Origin of the sequence: Providencia vermicola (assembly GCF_020381325.1) — a bacterium.
GTDB classification, from domain to species: Bacteria; Pseudomonadota; Gammaproteobacteria; order Enterobacterales; family Enterobacteriaceae; genus Providencia; species Providencia vermicola.
The window spans coordinates 1-18,646 of record NZ_JAGSPI010000006.1 but is presented as its reverse complement, the minus strand read 5'-3'; the positions used below and the strand labels follow the sequence as shown (position 1 = coordinate 18,646).

General features: G+C 42.3%; 17 protein-coding genes and 2 rRNA genes. 2 read left to right on the top strand and 17 right to left on the bottom strand.

Translation table 11 applies throughout. The features are described 5' to 3' along the window. Positions 1–5 precede the first annotated feature (5 nt). The 9 genes from ispD to cysJ all read right to left on the bottom strand — a co-directional run bounded on the left by ispD (position 6) and on the right by cysJ (position 10,388). Positions 6–728, bottom strand: a complete 723-nt coding sequence (ispD, locus tag KDJ85_RS09885; protein WP_225819521.1) for a 2-C-methyl-D-erythritol 4-phosphate cytidylyltransferase — start codon at positions 726–728, stop codon at positions 6–8. Between the two features lie 59 nt (positions 729–787). Further along, positions 788–1,084 carry a cell division protein FtsB gene (gene ftsB / locus KDJ85_RS09880; protein WP_047757167.1) on the bottom strand — a complete coding sequence of 99 codons (297 nt, stop codon included), beginning with the start codon at positions 1,082–1,084 and terminating at the stop codon, positions 788–790. 170 nt (positions 1,085–1,254) lie between these two features. After that, entirely contained in the window at positions 1,255–1,863 is a 609-nt protein-coding gene (gene cysC, locus KDJ85_RS09875; RefSeq protein ID WP_225819746.1) for an adenylyl-sulfate kinase, read from the bottom strand. Between the two features lie 4 nt (positions 1,864–1,867). Further along, positions 1,868–3,310 carry a sulfate adenylyltransferase subunit CysN gene (gene cysN / locus KDJ85_RS09870; protein WP_225819520.1) on the bottom strand — a complete coding sequence of 481 codons (1,443 nt, stop codon included), beginning with the start codon at positions 3,308–3,310 and terminating at the stop codon, positions 1,868–1,870. Between the two features lie 22 nt (positions 3,311–3,332). After that, the gene (gene cysD, locus KDJ85_RS09865; RefSeq protein WP_225819745.1) at positions 3,333–4,241 is read right to left on the bottom strand and encodes a sulfate adenylyltransferase subunit CysD; all 909 of its coding nucleotides are present in this window, start codon (positions 4,239–4,241) and stop codon (positions 3,333–3,335) included. 14 nt (positions 4,242–4,255) lie between these two features. Further along, positions 4,256–5,668, bottom strand: coding sequence for a siroheme synthase CysG (gene cysG, locus KDJ85_RS09860; protein WP_225819519.1), 1,413 nt, complete (start codon positions 5,666–5,668; stop codon positions 4,256–4,258). Positions 5,669–6,118: 450 nt separating this feature from the next. After that, positions 6,119–6,853, bottom strand: coding sequence for a phosphoadenosine phosphosulfate reductase (cysH, locus tag KDJ85_RS09855; RefSeq protein ID WP_225819518.1), 735 nt, complete (start codon positions 6,851–6,853; stop codon positions 6,119–6,121). Then, a complete protein-coding gene (cysI, locus tag KDJ85_RS09850) occupies positions 6,850–8,583 on the bottom strand; it encodes an assimilatory sulfite reductase (NADPH) hemoprotein subunit (protein ID WP_225819517.1) in 1,734 nt (577 codons plus the stop codon). The genes cysH and cysI overlap by 4 nt, the downstream gene beginning before the upstream one ends. Further along, positions 8,583–10,388: an NADPH-dependent assimilatory sulfite reductase flavoprotein subunit gene (gene cysJ / locus KDJ85_RS09845; RefSeq protein WP_225819516.1), complete on the bottom strand. Its 1,806-nt coding sequence runs from the start codon at positions 10,386–10,388 to the stop codon at positions 8,583–8,585. Before cysJ ends, cysI begins: the two co-directional genes overlap by 1 nt. Positions 10,389–10,752: 364 nt before the next feature. On the opposite strand from cysJ, the gene queD reads away from it, so the two are divergent. Beyond that, a complete protein-coding gene (gene queD / locus KDJ85_RS09840) occupies positions 10,753–11,118 on the top strand; it encodes a 6-carboxytetrahydropterin synthase QueD (protein ID WP_225819515.1) in 366 nt (121 codons plus the stop codon). Between the two features lie 63 nt (positions 11,119–11,181). On the opposite strand, the gene queE is transcribed toward queD, so the two are convergent. Beyond that, the gene (gene queE, locus KDJ85_RS09835) at positions 11,182–11,853 is read right to left on the bottom strand and encodes a 7-carboxy-7-deazaguanine synthase QueE (RefSeq protein ID WP_225819514.1); all 672 of its coding nucleotides are present in this window, start codon (positions 11,851–11,853) and stop codon (positions 11,182–11,184) included. Between the two features lie 173 nt (positions 11,854–12,026). On the opposite strand from queE, the gene KDJ85_RS09830 reads away from it, so the two are divergent. Continuing rightward, positions 12,027–13,394, top strand: coding sequence for an amino acid permease (locus tag KDJ85_RS09830; protein WP_206086872.1), 1,368 nt, complete (start codon positions 12,027–12,029; stop codon positions 13,392–13,394). Between the two features lie 55 nt (positions 13,395–13,449). On the opposite strand, the gene megL is transcribed toward KDJ85_RS09830, so the two are convergent. The 7 genes from megL to KDJ85_RS09795 all read right to left on the bottom strand — a co-directional run. Further along, the gene (megL, locus tag KDJ85_RS09825) at positions 13,450–14,652 is read right to left on the bottom strand and encodes a methionine gamma-lyase (protein WP_225819513.1); all 1,203 of its coding nucleotides are present in this window, start codon (positions 14,650–14,652) and stop codon (positions 13,450–13,452) included. Between the two features lie 15 nt (positions 14,653–14,667). Then, positions 14,668–15,060 (bottom strand): hypothetical protein, encoded by a 393-nt coding sequence (locus tag KDJ85_RS09820; RefSeq protein ID WP_206086874.1) that lies wholly within the window; start codon positions 15,058–15,060, stop codon positions 14,668–14,670. Positions 15,061–15,073: 13 nt separating this feature from the next. Then, positions 15,074–16,261, bottom strand: coding sequence for an NAD(P)/FAD-dependent oxidoreductase (locus tag KDJ85_RS09815; protein ID WP_225819512.1), 1,188 nt, complete (start codon positions 16,259–16,261; stop codon positions 15,074–15,076). Positions 16,262–16,480: 219 nt separating this feature from the next. After that, on the bottom strand, positions 16,481–17,038 hold the full coding sequence (locus KDJ85_RS09810; RefSeq protein ID WP_225819511.1) for a DUF1287 domain-containing protein: 558 nt from the start codon (positions 17,036–17,038) through the stop codon (positions 16,481–16,483). Positions 17,039–17,125: 87 nt separating this feature from the next. Beyond that, on the bottom strand, positions 17,126–17,917 hold the full coding sequence (locus KDJ85_RS09805; protein WP_225819510.1) for an endonuclease/exonuclease/phosphatase family protein: 792 nt from the start codon (positions 17,915–17,917) through the stop codon (positions 17,126–17,128). Positions 17,918–18,303: 386 nt separating this feature from the next. Beyond that, positions 18,304–18,419: ribosomal RNA gene (gene rrf, locus KDJ85_RS09800) — 5S ribosomal RNA — on the bottom strand. A 143-nt stretch (positions 18,420–18,562) separates the two neighbouring features. Next, a 23S ribosomal RNA gene (locus KDJ85_RS09795) occupies positions 18,563–18,646 on the bottom strand; the annotation flags it as partial.

The following is an 18,646-nucleotide window of genomic DNA, read 5'->3' as shown; positions in this document are numbered from 1 at the left end:
TTTCCTTAGTTATTCATTCTTGAAAGATAAAACTCCGCCAGCGCGAGGTCTTCAGGCTGCGTCACTTTTAAGTTATCCGCTCGGCCTGCCACGAGAACAGGTTGATAGCCACAATACTCGAGTGCTGAGGCTTCATCGGTGATCACGGCGTTCTCTTTCAAGGCTTTACTTAGACAGTTCCGTAAGAGTTCCAACGGAAAAAATTGAGGGGTCAATGCGTGCCATAGCGCCTCACGTTCAACCGTATGGTCAATGAATGCTGTGGTTTTTACACTACGTTTCATTGTGTCACGCACAGGGGCGGCAAGAATACCACCACAGCAACCTTGCTCTGTTGCTAATTGAATAATATTGTTGAGATCTTGTTGGTGGAGACAAGGCCTTGCCGCATCATGCACCAGTACCCAACAATCACAATAATCGGGTAAAGAGGCCAGGTAATTAAGCCCTGACAAAACAGAATCCGCACGCTCTTTTCCACCCGTGACTACCGTCACCCTAGGGTCTTTCGCAATATCAAGCTGCCGGAAATAATCATCATCGGCGCTAAGAGCGATTACCACCGTATTGACGGTGCTATTCGCTAACAATGCATCAATAGTATGTTCGATAATCGTTTTGCCCGCGACGGGTAAATACTGCTTAGGGCAATCAGCATTCATACGACTGCCAATACCTGCTGCAGGGATCAGTGCAACAATTTGTGGGGCAACACTTGGATTTGTCATTATTTGGTTCTTACATCAGAAATTATCAGGCAAATGGGCTCATTGTTTTAGGATTCATATTATTGAGCAGATTTCTGGTTGCTGCTTTCTTTTACCATGCGATAGAAAGACTCACCTGGTTTAATCATACCAAGCTCGCTACGCGCACGTTCTTCAATTGCATCTTGACCATCATTGAGGTCATTAATTTCAGCAAATAACTGTTCATTACGCATTTTCAAGCGCGAGTTAACAATTTCCTGTGCGGCAACATCGTCTTTGACTTGAACATAATCATGTATGCCATTCTTGCCTAACCATAAGGAATACTGCAACCATGCTAATATCGCGATTAATAGTAGCGTTAATTTACCCATCTTGCCCCCTGAAATGATGTGCTAATCATCCCATAACTCAGCGAATCGCGCTACTGTGACAAAAAATTATATTAAAAAGTCAGAATAAATCGGATTTGTACCCCTTAACTATCACCTTATTTTATCACTAAAGATCACGATCTGTGATTTAAGATAATAGCTAAGTGGCATTAATAATCCATTTGAATGATATTATTGCGCAGTAATAGCGCAACAATATGAGAAAGAGAATCGGAGAGAGGTTGTTGCCCATCAAGCCGTAATTCAGGGCTTAAGGGGATTTCATAAGGTGAGTCAATCCCTGTAAACTGTTTGATTTTCCCTTCTCGTGCTTGTTGATATAACCCTTTCGGGTCACGTTGTTCACACACTTCCACTGGCGTATCAACGTATAACTCAAAAAATTGGTTTGGTTCGAATAATTCACGAACACTTTGCCGATCTGATTGAAAAGGCGAAATAAATGCCGTTGCCACCACTAACCCAGCATCTACCATCAATTTAGCAACCTCACCCACTCGCCGAATATTTTCTTGCCTATCAGCCTCACTAAAACCAAGGTCACGACATAACCCATGGCGAATATTATCGCCATCCAATAAATAGGTTTTAACGCCAATCGAGGCCAACTGGTGTTCAATGGCGCCCGCGAGTGTTGATTTACCTGACCCAGAGAGCCCAGTAAACCACAAGACGGCCCCTTTATGACCATTATTACTTTCCCGCAAAGGGCGAGTCACTACATGTTGATGCCACACAATATTGTTATCTTGAGTCATTGGTTTATTTTCCACCCAGTACGTCCCGGGCTCCCCAATGAGGAAAATGCCGACGGATCAGCTTGTTAAGCTCAATTTCAAACTCACTAAACTCCCCCGTTGACTCAAAAATTGGCTCCTGTGCTTCTCGCACGAGTCCAGCCCCCACAGTCACATTCGTCAGCCTGTCGATAAAAATCATGCCGCCTGTGTCCGCATTGCGTTGGTAGTTTTCCAATAATAATGGCTCATCAAATGAAAACTCCACTAAACCAATGCCATTTAACGGTAATTCCGTTGCCACTTTTTGTGTCAGGTTATTCACATCCACTTGATATTGAATATTTTCGACTTTCCCGCGGCTGCGTTTTCCTGCAATTTTAATATCTAATTGCTGGCCTTGAACAAGAGGTTGTTCCGCCATCCACACCACATCAATCAGCGCATGTTGCGTGGTTTGCAAGTTTTCGTTTTCTGCGACAATCAAATCGCCGCGGCTAATGTCGATTTCATCATCCAACACCAACGTGATGGCTTCACCAGGTACAGCGAAATCCTGTAAGCCCGAAAATGTCACTATTTCCTTAATTTTGGCTGTTGCCCCCGATGGTAGCACCTTAATTGCTTGCCCAACTTGAACAATGCCTGACGACAGTGTGCCGCTGTAACCGCGAAAATCTAAATTAGGTCTATTCACATATTGCACAGGGAAACGCAGCGCTTGCTCAGAGGCTTTTTGCTCAACTTGCACATTTTCTAAAATAGACAATAACGTTTCCCCTTGGTACCAAGGTAGTTGCTCACTCGGATTAACGATATTGTCACCATCAAGAGCTGAAATCGGTACAAACCAAACATTCAGCTCGACGGGTAGTTCAGTGGCAAACTGTTGGTAATCCTGCTTAATTTTGTCGAATACAGCTTCACTGTACTCCACCAGATCCATCTTATTCACCGCAACAATTAAATGTCGGATCCCCAGCAATGTACTAATAAAACTGTGGCGGCGAGTTTGCTCTTGCACGCCTTTTCGAGCATCGATCAACAAAATAGAGAGTGAGCAAGTTGATGCACCTGTCGCCATATTACGGGTATATTGCTCATGCCCTGGGGTATCTGCGATGATAAATTTGCGTTTTTCCGTCGAAAAATAGCGATATGCCACATCAATAGTGATCCCTTGCTCACGTTCTGCCGCAAGGCCATCCACCAACAGTGCGAGATCAAGCTTTTCCCCTTGAGTCCCCATTCGCTTACTATCACTTTGCAGCGTTGTGAGCTGATCTTGGTAAATTTGGCGAGTATCATGCAATAAACGACCAATTAATGTACTTTTCCCATCATCCACATTGCCACAGGTTAAAAAACGCAAAAGCCCTTTTTGCTGTTGCGCAAGTAAGTAAGGTTCCACGCCACCTTGCTGCTCAATTTGCAGCGCGATTGATTCGTTATAAACGGCTTGTGCCATAATTTGCTCCTTATCTTGCGAATTAAAAGTAACCTTGGCGCTTTTTAAGCTCCATGGATGCAGACTGGTCACTATCAATCAACCGCCCTTGTCGCTCGCTGGTGGTCGAAATCAACATTTCTTCAATGATTTCAGGCAATGTTTGTGCTTGGGACTCAACCGCGCCAGTTAGTGGCCAGCAACCTAATGTTCGAAAACGCACTTGCTGTTGACTTATCACCTCTCCGACTTTTAAATCAATTCGGTCATCATCCACCATTAGCAAAGTACCATCTCTCTGGATCACAGGGCGCTCTTTCGCAAAATACAGCGGAACAATATCGATATTTTCTAAGTAGATATACTGCCAAATATCCAACTCTGTCCAATTCGAAAGTGGGAATACGCGAATACTTTCCCCCTTGTTGATCTGACCGTTATAATTGTGCCAAAGTTCAGGACGCTGATTTTTTGGATCCCAACGATGAGATCGGTCTCTAAATGAGTAGATCCGCTCTTTTGCTCGGGATTTTTCTTCGTCGCGCCGCGCGCCACCAAAAGCCGCATCAAAACCGTATTTATCAAGCGCTTGTTTCAAGCCTTCTGTTTTCATGATATCCGTGTGCTTTGCACTGCCATGTACAAAGGGGTTAATCCCCAACTTTTCCCCTTCAGGGTTACGGTGAATCAATAATTCAAAACCGTATTTTTGTGCTGTAGCATCACGAAACTCATACATTTCGCGGAATTTCCACCCCGTATCCACATGTAACAATGGAAACGGTAATTTCCCAGGATAGAAAGCTTTGCGCGCTAAATGCAACATCACAGAAGAGTCTTTACCGATGGAATACAGCATCACAGGATTTGCGAATTCAGCGGCAACTTCACGAATAATATGAATACTTTCTGCCTCTAACTGCTGTAAGTGGGTCAATTTTTTCTCGTTCACGGCAATCTCCATCATTAAGCCAGTTCCAGCACAGCGCTGCGCCAGCGGATATCTTCTGTTTGCGAACCAAACCATGCGAGCTCGTTGTGTAATGCTGTAACCTCGCCAATCACAATCAATGCAGGTGCGGGTGCTTTTTGGGCAAGAGCCTGTAGGTCATGCAATTGGCCTGTTACCACTGTTTGGTCTCGTCGTGTCCCACACCCCACAACGGCGACAGGGGTGTCACTCGCGCGACCAAATTTAATCAATTGCTCACTGATATGAGCCGCCTTTACGGTGCCCATATAAATCGCTAATGTTTGCTGACCGCGAGCCAATGCCTGCCAATCCAGATCCGCGCCATTTTCACGGCAATGTCCAGTAATAAACGTGATACTTTGCGAGTGTTCTCGGTGAGTGAGCGGAATACCCGCATAGGCTGTCGCGCCGATTGCAGCGGTTACACCAGGCACCACTTGGAAAGGGATCCCTGCTTTTGCGGCAACTTGTAATTCCTCACCACCTCGGCCGAAAACAAACGGATCGCCGCCTTTTAATCGCACCACTTTTTTACCTTGCTGAGCAAATTTCACGATCATTGCATTGGTTTCTTCTTGGGAAACACTATGATTTCCCGCCCGTTTACCCACACAAATTTTGTCAGCATCACGGCGTACCAATTCGAGGATCTCCTCGCTCACCAAATGGTCGTATAAAACCACTTCCGCGCTTTGTAATACTCTCAGCCCTTTTAATGTCAGCAACCCTGCATCACCAGGGCCTGCACCGACTAAAACCAATTCTCCACGGTTATCTTGCTCATAAAGCTGGCGTTCAAGCTGTTGTTCTGCTTCGCTTAACTGCCCTTTTTCCACTAAAGAGGCAAAGCGCCCACTAAAACTTTTTTCCCAGAAACGCTTTCTTTCTCGCATATTACTCAACGTCTCTTTGACTTTACCGCGCCAACGCCCTGCGATTTCAGCCATCTTACCTAACGATAATGGCAGCATGGTTTCCAATTTTTCTCTCAGTAAACGCGCTAATACAGGGGCGGTTCCACCAGAAGATATCGCCACAATCACAGGCGAACGGTCAATAATCGAAGGCACGATAAACGAACACAGCGGCTGATCATCAACCACATTGACAAATATTTTCCGCTCATTGGCATCGTAAAACACGGTTTCATTGAGTAGAGCATCATCCGTTGCTGCAATCACCAAAAAAGCATCATCCAACAGCGAAGAACGGTACTCTTGAGCCAACCACTCAAAGTGGCCTTGCTGATGTTGCGTTTGCAATTGAGGACATAGCGATGGGGAGATCACCACAAGCTTAGCCTGTGCCTTGATGAGTAATTCGGCTTTGCGCGCAGCCACTACACCGCCGCCAATTAGCACCACTTTGCGCGTACGTACATCGACAAATAACGGTAAATAATCCATCTTGCTCACCCATCGTTATACAAACAAATTATATGAAACATAAAATTGACTATATGGCGTAAAAGTGAAGGTTTGAAATGCTAAAAAAATATGACTTGTAACCGAAAGGAATAAGCCAAATACTTATTAATTAGCAACAAATAGAGACTAAAAACACCAAACAGACAAAACTTAACTTAAATTTTATTTTTAAAGTAAATCTATAAAAATTAAGGGATATCTATTTTTTAGATAAAAATATCCCTTTGTAATTAAACAAATATTTAATAAAATCTGTAACTATTTAAAATTTAAACTCAAACCATAGTTTGAATTACGAATAACCCATACTCTAAATAATTCATGTTGTCGCTAGGCGGCAAGTAAATGAGTCGCTAGGAGCATACATAAGTATGTGACTAGCGCGAATGCACGTAGCCAACAATGCGACATCTTGAACTATAATAAATATTAACCTTCATGAAGCCCACACTCCCGCTTCAGGCCAAAGAAACGCGTATCTTCCTCATTCATGCCCGCTTCCCATTTGCGAGTTGTATGAGTATCCCCAACAGATAAATATCCCTGCTCCCACAACGGATGGTAAGGCAAGTTATGCTTTGTTAGGTATTCATAGACTTGCTTATTATTCCAATCAATCACGGGCAGAATTTTAAAAATCCCTTTGCCTATGCCAAGTACAGATAAATTTGCACGGCTTGCAGATTGCTCTCGCCTTAACCCTGAAAACCAGCTCTGCGCCTGTAGTTCATGTAAAGCTCTTTCCATGGGCTCCACTTTGTTCAGTTGGTTATAATGTTCTATCCCTTCAATACCTTGCGTCCAAAGCTGCCCATAAATTGCTTCTTGCCAAGCGGGTGTTTGTTTCGCGCGATAAACCTGCAAATTCAGGTGTAATCTCTGCGTTAATTGCTCAATAAATTGATAGGTTTCAGGAAAAAGATAACCTGTATCCGTCAATATCACAGGGATGTCAGGTAATACTTGCGTCACCATATGTAAGGTGAGTGCCGCTTGAATACCAAAACTGGATGACAACACAAATTGTATGGGTAAATTTTCAACTGCCCATTCAATGCGCTGCTGCGCAGTCTTATTTTCCAATTGAGTATTAAACTCAGACAAATACGCCGTTTGCTGCGTTTTATCTAACCCAATAACGTCTGCAAGCTGAAGTCGGCTCATACCGCCTCCTTAACCTCATAGAAATCCACGGCAGAATTTAACACAGGCTTCACAACCTCAGTACGGATCAGAAAATCACCAAACCCCTCTTGTGCTAAACGGTTTTTCGCCCAATCGCCAATAAGATTATCAAGGATGGATAAAATTTCTGCACTGCTAATATTTTCGCGATACATACGAGGAATCCGAGTCCCAATGCGGTTGCCACCAAGGTGTAAGTTATACCTATCTAGTGCTTTCCCTACTAACCCGACTTCCGCCAACATCGCTCTTCCACACCCATTTGGGCAACCTGTAATACGCAAAACGATATGCTCGTCTGCCACATGGTGTGCCGCCATAATGTTTTCAACACGGGTCGTAAACTCAGGCAAGAAGCGTTCGGCTTCGGCCATCGCCAGAGGGCATGTAGGAAAGGAAACACAGGCCATGGAATTTTCACGCTGCGGTGTAATGGCATCGCTCATTAACCCATGGGCTCTCGCAATGGCTTCAATGGTCGCTTTTTCACTTTCGGGCACTCCCGCTACGATGAGATTTTGGTTAGCTGTTAAGCGAAAATCCCCTTGGTGGATACGTGCTATTTCTGCAACGCCCGTCTTCAAGGGCCTATCTGCTAAATCAATTAATCGACCATTTTCAATGAATAATGTTAAGTGCCAACGATCATCTATCCCTTTAAGCCAGCCAATTTTGTCACCGCGTTCGGTAAATTCATAATGGCGGATCGGCTCAAAATTCACGCCAGCACGCTTTTCAACCTCAGCTTTAAAAGTGTCAACGCCCACGCGTTCTAAGGTGTATTTCGTTTTGGCATTTTTACGCTCAGTACGGTTGCCCCAGTCACGCTGTGTGGTGACAATCGCTTCCGCAACGGCCAATGTTTTATCTAATGGAATAAAACCAAATTCACTGGCTAAACGTGGAAATGTTGCGGTATCCCCGTGAGTCATTGCTAACCCACCGCCCACTAACACATTAAAACCAATCAACTCACCATCTTCAGCAATCGCCACAAAATTCATGTCATTAGCGTGTAAATCCACATCGTTCAATGGCGGAATGACGACTGAGGTTTTAAATTTTCGTGGTAGGTAAGTTTGCCCTAAAATCGGCTCTTCATCCGTGGTCACCACTTTTTCTTTATCTAGCCAAATTTCGGCGTAAGCACTGGTGCGAGGCAGCAGATGCTCAGAAATTTTCTTTGCCCATTCATATGCTTGCTGATGTAATTCTGATTGCACAGGGTTAGATGTACATAACACATTACGGTTAACATCGTTTGCTGTAGCCAACGCATCCAAGCCAACATGGCTTAACATTTGGTGGGCAGGTTTTACATCCCCTTTAAGGATGCCATGAAACTGAAACGTCTGACGATTTGTAATGCGCACACTGCCATATAATGTGTGTTCTGAGGCAAATTTATCAATATCAAGCCATTGTTTGGGCGTGATAATTCCCCCAGGTAAGCGACAGCGCAACATCATTGCGTGGCGAGGCTCTAATTTTTGCTCAGCTCGCTCAGCGCGAATATCACGATCGTCCTGCTGGTACATGCCATGAAAGCGGATCAATAAAAAATTGTCCCCATCAAAGCCGCCCGTTAAGCCATTTTTCAAGTCTTCCTTAATGGTACCGCGCAAATAGTTGCTGTCTTGCTTCATACGTTCGCTATCGGCTAACTTGCCTTCGACGATTAAGGGTTTTTGTTGCTGTTCATTGCTCATTAATAAACATCCCTCTGATAACGGCGCATTACGCGCAGCTCACTTAAAAATTCATCGGCAGCCTCACTGTCCATGTTGCCGTACTGACCGATGATATCCAATAAAGCCTGTTCAACATCTTTCGCCATACGGTTTGCATCACCACAGACGTAAATATGTGCGCCTTCTTGCAACCATTGCCACACAGCTTCCCCTTGTTCACGCAACTTGTCCTGTACATAGACTTTTTGTTGTTGATCGCGCGACCAAGCTAAAGAAATTTGCGTTAATAAGCCCTCTTTCACATAGCGCTGCCATTCCACTTGATACAGAAAATCATCGACAAAATGGGGGTTACCAAAAAATAACCAGTTTTTCCCCGTTGCGCCGTCGTTATCTCGTTGTTGTAAGAAAGCACGGAATGGGGCAATCCCCGTTCCTGGCCCGATCATAATGACAGGGGTTTCTGGATTCGCAGGTAAACGGAAATTATCATTGTGTTCAATGAAAATACGCAGCTCATCACCTTCATTGAGTCTGTCAGCTAAAAAGCCAGACGCCCCACCCGTGCGTGGGCGGCCATCAATGTCATAGCGTACCACACCCACAGTGGCATGAACTTCATCTTCGACTTCAGATTGAGAGGAGGAAATGGAATATAAGCGAGGCGTTAATGGACGCAGTAAATCAACAAACTCTTGAGCACTAGGCTGAGACGCCGCTTGCCGAACCATATCCACAATCGGGGTATTTTGTGCGTAATGTAAAATAGCGGGTTTATCACTAATTAGTGATAACAGTGCATCATCTTTAGAAAGCTGTGCATATTTTTCCACAATCAGAGGGGTATTTTGTGTTAACTCTAATTGGTAAATCAGTGCATCACGCAAAGAATGGCGCTGAGTCCCAATAAAGACCTCTTCATCGCCTTTTAACCACAACAGTGTCACCAGCTCATCCACTAAAGCAGGGTCATTATCGAACCACACACCTAACGCATCCCCTGGTTGATAACGCAGGCCAGAATCCCCTAAATCAATTTCAATGTGCCGTACATCTTTTTGTGAATCTCGGCTAGTGATTTTCTGGTTACTGAGCAGCGATGCCGTTAATGGCGCCGTTTTACTGAACGGTGAAGTGTGGATTTCATTCACGCTACCCGTTTGTGCAGACAACAGCTGGCTGTCGCTTTGTGCAGGTACGCGCGCTTTTAAAATACGGGTTAAATTTTCGACCCATTCATCGGCAATGGATTGGTATTCAACGTCCGCATCAATACGCTCAAATAATGATTTCGCACCCAACAAGGCAAGTTGCGAATCAAAATCTTTGCCCGCTTGGCAAAATTTTTCATAAGATGAATCACCCAGTGCAAATACGGCATATTGCGTTTGGGATAAATTTGGGGCTTTTTTCGAGAACAGGTACTTGTAAAGCGCAACCGCCTCTTCTGCCGGTTCGCCTTCTCCTTGAGTCGATGCCACGATAACCAACACTTTTTCTTGGTTAATTTGCTTAAATTTATAGTCGCCCGCGTTCACTAAGTTGACATTAATTTTTTCACCGACTAAACGCTCTCTAAGCTGTTCCGATAAACGGCGGGCATTCCCCGTTTGCGATGCAGAAATAATTGTCACGGTTTCTTGAGCCGCAACAGGGGCATTCACAGACACATCCGTGGCTGCCGTTTGGTTTACCATTCCCCATAAATACCCCGACAGCCATGCAAGCTGATGGGATGAAAAATCGTCGACTGCAGTTTGTAAACGCGCTAATTGCTCAGTTGATATTGGCAGCAATGTTAATGGCGGCTGTTTTTTTGTCATTATCCTGTAACCCCAGTGTCGCTCATCGTTGAGTTTGTCTTACAATCGAGTGAAATGGGCAAATTTGTTCAACCACTCGCTCGGAAAAGATCTACAACCTATCGCTCAATCGTTCCCCTAAATAATTCAGGTAGCAAAGCAAAAAATGCCGAGCTACCCCCAATATGCAGGGTATACGATTAGGTTATAACAACCGTCAATAACGGGATAAGAAACGATAGCCATAAATCATAACTAAAAAGCCTAAATCAATTACCCGATGGATCATATGGATAAAACAGGTTAGCGATAATTTGGCAAATAACGACAATCTGTTCAAAAAATACAGTACAATACGCTGTTTATTAACACTAAGGAGCCACTAATGAGCACAACTATCTATAAAGATTTCACCTTCGAAGCTGCACACAAATTACCCCATGTTCCTGAGGGACATAAGTGTGGACGCCTTCATGGGCATTCTTTCATGGTGCGTTTGGAAATTACGGGTGAAGTCGATGCACACAGTGGCTGGATCATTGATTTTTCTGAGGTCAAAGGGATATTCAAACCGATTTGGGAACAACTAGACCACCATTACTTAAATGATATTGAAGGCTTAGAGAACCCAACAAGTGAAGTTTTAGCGCAGTGGATTTGGCAACAAACGAAACCGCATTTGCCATTACTCAGTGCGGTCACCGTAAAAGAAACCTGCACTGCGGGCTGTGTTTACCGCGGGGAAGCTTAAATAATACCATTATGTAGAGTGGTTTTGCCCCAGCCATATCACTTTTTATGACTGGGGTTTCAATTATTGAATATTTAAATACTTATGTGTTTGAATGGATAAACGCCAATTTCGTTGAATACACATCTCAATACACAATTTTGTGGCTGCCGTTTTTTGGCTGATCGGTTGCAATGCAACAATTGGTAGGTTGTCTGATGTACGCAAGGCTAAAATAGCATCGAGTGCCTCAATATCTTTTTCCCGTGCAACCGGATGTTTCACCTCATTTGCTCGGCTAACTGCCTGAGCCAAAACTTTAAGCCCACCTTTCATACCCACTTTTGGCGAAACCGTTACCCATGTTTTTTCTGAGCATTGAATAGGATAAGTTCCGCTGGTTTCAATCTGGCATTGATACCCGCTTTGTTCTAATGACTCCGTCAGTGGCATTAAATCATAAATACAAGGTTCTCCCCCTGTAATCACAATATGCTTTGCTGTAAACCCCTTCGTTTTCATTAATTGAATCAATTCGTCACTATCAGCCATAGCCCATGTATCTGAATCAAGCGTCTTTAATGCGATATCACCAAGGGTGGTTTGTTTGTCTTGTTCTTTTTCCCACGTTTGTTTGGTATCACACCAGCTACACCCTACTGGGCAGCCTTGTAAACGAATAAAAACTGCTGGAACACCTGTAAAAACCCCCTCTCCCTGTAATGTTTGGAAGATTTCATTAATTGGGTATTTCATATCACTCCTAAATTAGTTAACTAAGTGGACATTATATTGCAGATATCTATCTCACGAACAAGGGAGTTTGTGATAATGTAGCCATCTTGGGTTCAATAATGTACGTCCAACTTAATAAACAATACCGAAATTACATTCGGAACGATATCTCCTAAGAAAAGACAGGAAAAGACATGCAAAGTAGTCAAACAAACCAACTCAGAAAGGGACTGAGTGTCAGGCACATTCGCTTTATGGCTTTAGGGTCAGCGATTGGGACTGGTTTATTCTATGGTTCCGCATCCGCAATTCAAGCTGCGGGTCCTGCGGTTCTGCTGGCCTATATGGTTGGTGGTGCTGCCGTATTTATGGTCATGCGCGCTTTAGGCGAAATGGCCGTTCATCATCCTGTCCCTGGTTCTTTCTCGCACTACGCAAGCCATTATATGGGCCCCCTCGCAGGCTTTTTAACGGGTTGGAATTATGTCTTTGAAATGCTGGTTGTTTGCTTAGCAGATATCACCGCTTTTGGGATGTATATGGGCTTTTGGTTCCCAGATGTTGATCAATGGATATGGGTATTAAGCATTGTGTTATTTATCGGTGCGCTGAATTTATGCCACGTCAAAATCTTCGGTGAAATGGAGTTCTGGCTATCCATCGTGAAAGTTTCTGCAATTATTGCGATGATTATCGGTGGAACTTTCTTGATGTTTTACGGCTTTGGCCAAGAAACTGACCATGCAGTAGGCATCCAAAACTTATGGGAACATGGCGGTTTTATGCCAAATGGCATTTCGGGGGTGATTGCTTCACTTGCCATTGTTATGTTCGCTTTTGGTGGAATTGAGGTGATTGGGATCACAGCCAGCGAAGCACAAAATCCAGAAAAAACCATCCCGAAAGCCATTAATGCGGTACCTCTTCGCATCTTATTATTCTATGGGTTAACGTTATTTATCCTGATGTGTATCTATCCATGGAACCAAATTGGTCAAAATGGTAGCCCATTTGTCCAAATTTTCTCCAGTTTAAATATCGCATCCGCCGCAAATATTTTGAACGTTGTGGTTATCACAGCGGCAATTTCTGCAATTAACAGTGATATTTTTGGCGCGGGCCGCATGATGTATGGCATGGCACAAGACAAACAGGCACCACAAGTTTTTACTAAGCTGACGAAAAACGGTGTGCCTTGGGTCACTGTTTTAGTGATGTCTGTCGTGATGTTATTAGGTGTGTACCTGAACTACCTGTTACCAGAGAAAATCTTTGTCATTATTGCTTCGATTGCGACATTCGCAACCGTCTGGGTTTGGTTGATGATACTACTATCCCAAGTCGCTATGCGCCGTCAAATGAGCAAAGAAGAGGTCAAGAAACTGAAGTTCCCTGTGCCATTCTGGCCTGTAGGGCCTGCGATCACTATCGCCTTTATGGTATTTGTTATTGCATTGCTGGGCTTTTTTAAAGATACACAAGTGGCGCTGCTAGTTGGGTTTGCGTGGGTCGCGATACTCAGCGTGACCTTCTTCATTATGCGTAAATTTCAAACCAAATAATCGTTCGTATTCGTAATACAGAGCCCAATATCACAATGATATTGGGCTTTTTTCATTATGCTAACGCTTGTTTAAGATCTTCAATCAAATCTCTCGTACTCTCTAGCCCAATTGATAAGCGAATTAACCCATCACTAATTCCGTACTGTTGGCGTTCTTCAGCGGTATAAGTTGAATGAGTCATACTTGCAGGGTGCTGAGCAAGGGATTCACAATCTCCCAAGCTAACCGCTCGGGCAAATAAATTTAAACGGTTCAGAAATTGCTTACCAGCCTCAAGTCCACCTTTAAGTTCAAACGCAATCATTCCCCCAAATAATCTCATTTGCCTTTGAGCCAGCTCATATTGAGCAAAATTAGGTAACCCAGGATACATCACTTGAGCAACATGAGGATGTGATTCTAAATACTCGGCCACTACCTGCGTGCTTTCTACAATACGCTCCATACGCACAGGCAGAGTTTTCATTCCTCGTAACACAAGGTTTGCATCATGAGGAGATAAACAAGCCCCTGTCATATCCTTGAGCCCTACCAACCTGATTTGTTTCGCTAAGGCTTCTGTCGTCACAACAGCCCCCGCCATTACATCACCGTGACCATTCATATATTTGGTCAATGAATGAATAACGATATCAGCCCCTAATTCTAATGGCTTTTGGATATAAGGCGTACAATAGGTATTATCTACTACCGTGAATATTTCCTGTTGGTGAGCTTGTCGGTATTGATGAACTATATCGCTTACCGCTTTAATATCTACCAAACGCATATTTGGATTCGCTGGTGATTCAAAAAATATAATACGTGTTTTATCGGTTAATTCGCGAGCAATATTCTCTGATGAACTCATATCAATATGGCGAACCTTCACACCAAAGCGCGCTAAACCATGATGAAAAAATGCATAAGTACAACCATATACGGTCATATCCACCAACAATTCATCACCTGGGCTCAATAACGTCCACAATGTTGATGTTATCGCTCCCATGCCAGAAGAAAATACAATTCCAGCTTCCCCTTCCTCTAAATCTGCAATTCGTTTTTCTAAAAGACTCAAGGTTGGGTTGTTGATACGAGTATAAATATAACCATTCGATTCACCACTAAAGCAAGCAGCACCTTCTTCTACACTGTCGAAAACATAAGTTGATGTCTGGTAAATAGGTGCAGTGAGTGAACCTAAATTTTTGACAGGATCATAATAATTATGTATCACGCGAGTATCAAAAGAATACACTTTATCTAAAATCATACCACCTCCGAAATATTACCCTTCCTGGGTCTTATTCAATCGAGAACCAACAATTTGTAAAGTTCGTAAAACGGTACTTATTCCACGTAATGTATCCGGATCTTTTAGTAAACTATAAACAGAACGAAAATTATGTGTTTTATCTGAATATTTGGCTTCCATCTTTGCCATGTTATAAGCAGTACCTAATTCCCACACTGGCGTTAAAGTATCCTCAAAACTATTTGCTAATTTTTCTACCGTCCCCGTATCCATAATATCTACGAGGTCAGATAATAAAGATAATAAATCAACTATATTGTCAAAACGCTGTAAATATAATAATGGGGCTATTTTTTCCGCTAAATGGTTTGCAGGCTCGCTATTTAGTAATTCCAGAAGTTTTGCTTGTTGATCATTACTTGACATGATTATTCTCCTATTACACTAAACCACGAATAGCAGCCCAATATATTCCTCGATTAAAACCATTTCTTAATAACCCTCCCACTTTTGTCGCTGGGGTAGGAATTACATCATGCTTATAATCGTATTGTAATGGCATCCCCGCATTAAGCCCCATTTGGGCAACGGCCTGGACACGCCCATCATAAATAGCGGAAGGATATCCATAAGTAAGCTCTCCGCAAATATTATCTGCAATTATGGCGGCCTGATTATGGCAGCTTCCTCCTGCTTTACTTATTGGCAAATCAACAGTGTCACCAATGACATAAACACCGTCTATACCATATACTTGCATAGTTTCATGGTCCGTTGGTAACCAACCTTCACCATTTTTATGTTCGCTTAAATTCGTATTCACTACAGCTTCAACCGCTGTAATTGGAGGGGTGCTAATTAAAATATCAAATGGTTGCTCATCCCCCTCTTTCGAATAAGCAATTTTTTTATCTGGATCGACCTTATTTAAAGTAAAGCCGCGCTGGGCTTTGATATTTTTAATATTAAAAATTTCAGGGATCGCTTCACATACGGGTTGCTGTAAAAACAAACAATTCCTCAGTAATTGTGAAACCGTCGGGTAAGTATAAACAATTTCAATATTATCCCGAACTCGCCGTTTACGTAAGAACTCATCAAGCATCAATGTTGTTTCCATTGGTGCGATTCCACATTGGTGAGGTACATTTGGTGTTTCAGGAAATGATACTGTAATAAAAATACGTCCCTTTTCAATCTTAGCAATTTGATCCGCTAATTTTCTTGCGGCATCATAAGCATAAAAATGATTTCCTATCTCTTTCAATCCTTCAATTCTATCTGGCCTCGGTATGCATCCCGTAGCGACAACTAAAAAATCATAATTATATTTTTTCCCACTTCTAGAGTGTAGTTCTTTATTTTTAAAATCAAATGATTCAATTTTATCAATCTCTAATTGAATTTCAGGTCTTAATAGTGAACTCTGTTCTCTCATCAATTCTTCTTTAAAAAATAAATTGAATGCAACATACATAAAGGCGGGTTTGTAATAATGAATAGGATTATCAGTGATGAGTGTTATTTTTATTTTTTTTGAGAAAATTTCTTTATTCAGTTTTCGGGACAATATGTTTGCTAGCATTGTTCCACCTGTACCACCACCAACTATCACTATATTTATCATAACATCTCCAAACTAAATAATTAAAATGGATAGCAAGATATCAATTAAATTAAAAATGATACCTTTTAAATATAGTTTAATTCCAATAATTACCAATACAATTAATTGAATATAATTCAACTAACAACAAGAAAAATTAATCACACTCAAATATAAATACCCATGAATAAATTAATGATAAAAACTATCATCACTGTAACTATTTTAGTTTAAAAAACTTCAATAAGAATAATGACCTATCAATTCCCATTTAAATAAAACATCTTCCGCGACTTGACCATAACCTATATTATGCATAATCAAATAATTTTTATTATTAACAGGTTTTATGGAGGTCACAATGCCAATATGCGGTCTTCCATTATCTAATCGCCATGTAACAATATCACCTGGTACATAATCTTTTGACTCTTTAGTGACAGGTTTTTCCTGTCCTTTACGTGAGAAAAAAACTTCTAAATTAGGCACTCTACGGTGATCAATATTGGTATCCGTTTTACGTAATCCCCAAATACGCTGACTCGGATATTTGCTAAAATTCAACTTCATATCTTCATGTACTAATTTTTGTAGATCAATTCCCATTTTTCGATAACTGCGAATGACAACATCAGAACAAACTCCATAATGTTCTGGAATATCACCATTAGGATAAGAGATCTGCCGATATGCTGGATCATAAATAACTAAACGAGGGAGCGCTTCTGCATGTTTAGCTAACGTTAAATTAGTACTACTTGCTACCAGAGGAAGGGATAATAATAAAATAACTAACATTATAGTTTTCAAAAAGATACTCTCCATATTAATATATGGATAAAATCTACAATAAAAACAGAGAAAAATAAGGTGTGAAAATCTTAATTATCTAGACACATCAAATCGAGTGATAATCGGGTTATGATCAGAAGCATCTGTAATTAATACTTTACTATCAATAGCTTTAAGCCCTCGATAAAAGATATAATCTAGCGGTCTACCAAAAGCTTTAGTCCGTAAGTCATCATCAAACGTAATTTCTTTTAGCCCAACACTACGAATAAAACGTTTTAGTGCATTCACTCTCTGTCGACTCCATGCGTTAAAATCCCCCGCAAGAATCACAGGGCCAACATGTTTACTAATATGAATGCCAAGCTTATTAAGCTGCCTTGTATAAACATCAACTCCAAAGCTAAAGTTGATAGCATGGACATTTGCCACCATTAATTGCTTCCCATTAGGTAAGGGGTAAACCGTAATCAGCGCTGATTTAGCGAGCCGAAGCAATGGTTCTTTTTCTCGTAATGGACAGCAATAAATAGGATGAGCGGTGGCAAGGGTCATCACGCCCGACGGATGGGGAGAAAAAGGAAGAGCAGGGACTTGATCTGCAATAAGCTGCTCAGAAGCAGCAAAAGAAATCAATTCAGGGGACATTTGAGCTTCTTGTAATAAGATCAACTTACGACCTTTAACCAGCTCGCTTAACGCTATTTTCCAATTTGGCCGTTGCTGTTTATAAATGTTCCAGATAACAACATCGAGAGTTTCGCTGGCAGCAAACAAAGGTAACCCGATTGGGAGAGATTCCCCTAGCATATGCACAGGTGTCGGCTGAATACGTTTAGCGGGTTGACCTGCAATATATCGTACTGAATAGGTTCTTTTCGCCAAATTCAACTTCCTACTTATTTCAATGAAATTGATAAATTCTACGCTTTATAACTTATCTCTGTAGCCAGTATACCAAATACACCCTGTTATGGCTTATCAAATTTAGTGAATAGTGACCGAGTGAATTATTGATTGCCCACGATAAAAAGTGTCATCAATATGCAAGATAATGGTCACGCGGCAGTCTCTTCCCCATGCCTGATCCACAACCATCAGAAGTAAATATCAAAGCCACTCACCTACTGTGATTTACCATCTCTTGCCTCGCACCGTCATAAAACGATGAAGATGGGCACTTCAGACGCAAAAAGGCATCTAATCCGCGAATTGCTCAAACCCCAAACGCAAAAAAGCCACCCTATGGGTGGCTTTCTCACTAATTTAATGTCTGGCAGTTCCCTACTCTCACATGGGGAGACCCCACACTACCATCGGCGCTACGGCGTTTCACTGCTGAGTTCGGCATGGGGTCAGGTGGGACCACCGCGCTATTGCCGCCAGACAAATTCGGTTTCGTTCCCGTTTAGCGCATTTCTTCACTAAACCAGAACAGCAATCTTGAACAAGCTGCTGTGTCCTTCACCTTTCGGCTTCTCACGCTCATTTGAAAACAATCTCGTCTCTCTAAAACACCTTCGGTGTTGTCAGGTTAAGCCTCACGGTTCATTAGTATTGGTTAGCTCAACGTATCGCTACGCTTACACACCCAACCTATCAACGTCTTAGTCT

Coding starts and splice junctions, on each gene's coding strand:
- ispD (WP_225819521.1), bottom strand. CDS start 728: ATGACAAATCCAAGTGTTGCCCCACAAATTGTTGCACTGATCCCTGCA.
- ftsB (WP_047757167.1), bottom strand. CDS start 1,084: ATGGGTAAATTAACGCTACTATTAATCGCGATATTAGCATGGTTGCAG.
- cysC (WP_225819746.1), bottom strand. CDS start 1,863: ATGACTCAAGATAACAATATTGTGTGGCATCAACATGTAGTGACTCGC.
- cysN (WP_225819520.1), bottom strand. CDS start 3,310: ATGGCACAAGCCGTTTATAACGAATCAATCGCGCTGCAAATTGAGCAG.
- cysG (WP_225819519.1), bottom strand. CDS start 5,668: ATGGATTATTTACCGTTATTTGTCGATGTACGTACGCGCAAAGTGGTG.
- cysH (WP_225819518.1), bottom strand. CDS start 6,853: ATGAGCCGACTTCAGCTTGCAGACGTTATTGGGTTAGATAAAACGCAG.
- cysI (WP_225819517.1), bottom strand. CDS start 8,583: ATGAGCAATGAACAGCAACAAAAACCCTTAATCGTCGAAGGCAAGTTA.
- cysJ (WP_225819516.1), bottom strand. CDS start 10,388: ATGACAAAAAAACAGCCGCCATTAACATTGCTGCCAATATCAACTGAG.
- queD (WP_225819515.1), top strand. CDS start 10,753: ATGAGCACAACTATCTATAAAGATTTCACCTTCGAAGCTGCACACAAA.
- queE (WP_225819514.1), bottom strand. CDS start 11,853: ATGAAATACCCAATTAATGAAATCTTCCAAACATTACAGGGAGAGGGG.
- KDJ85_RS09830 (WP_206086872.1), top strand. CDS start 12,027: ATGCAAAGTAGTCAAACAAACCAACTCAGAAAGGGACTGAGTGTCAGG.
- megL (WP_225819513.1), bottom strand. CDS start 14,652: ATGATTTTAGATAAAGTGTATTCTTTTGATACTCGCGTGATACATAAT.
- KDJ85_RS09820 (WP_206086874.1), bottom strand. CDS start 15,060: ATGTCAAGTAATGATCAACAAGCAAAACTTCTGGAATTACTAAATAGC.
- KDJ85_RS09815 (WP_225819512.1), bottom strand. CDS start 16,261: ATGATAAATATAGTGATAGTTGGTGGTGGTACAGGTGGAACAATGCTA.
- KDJ85_RS09810 (WP_225819511.1), bottom strand. CDS start 17,038: ATGTTAGTTATTTTATTATTATCCCTTCCTCTGGTAGCAAGTAGTACT.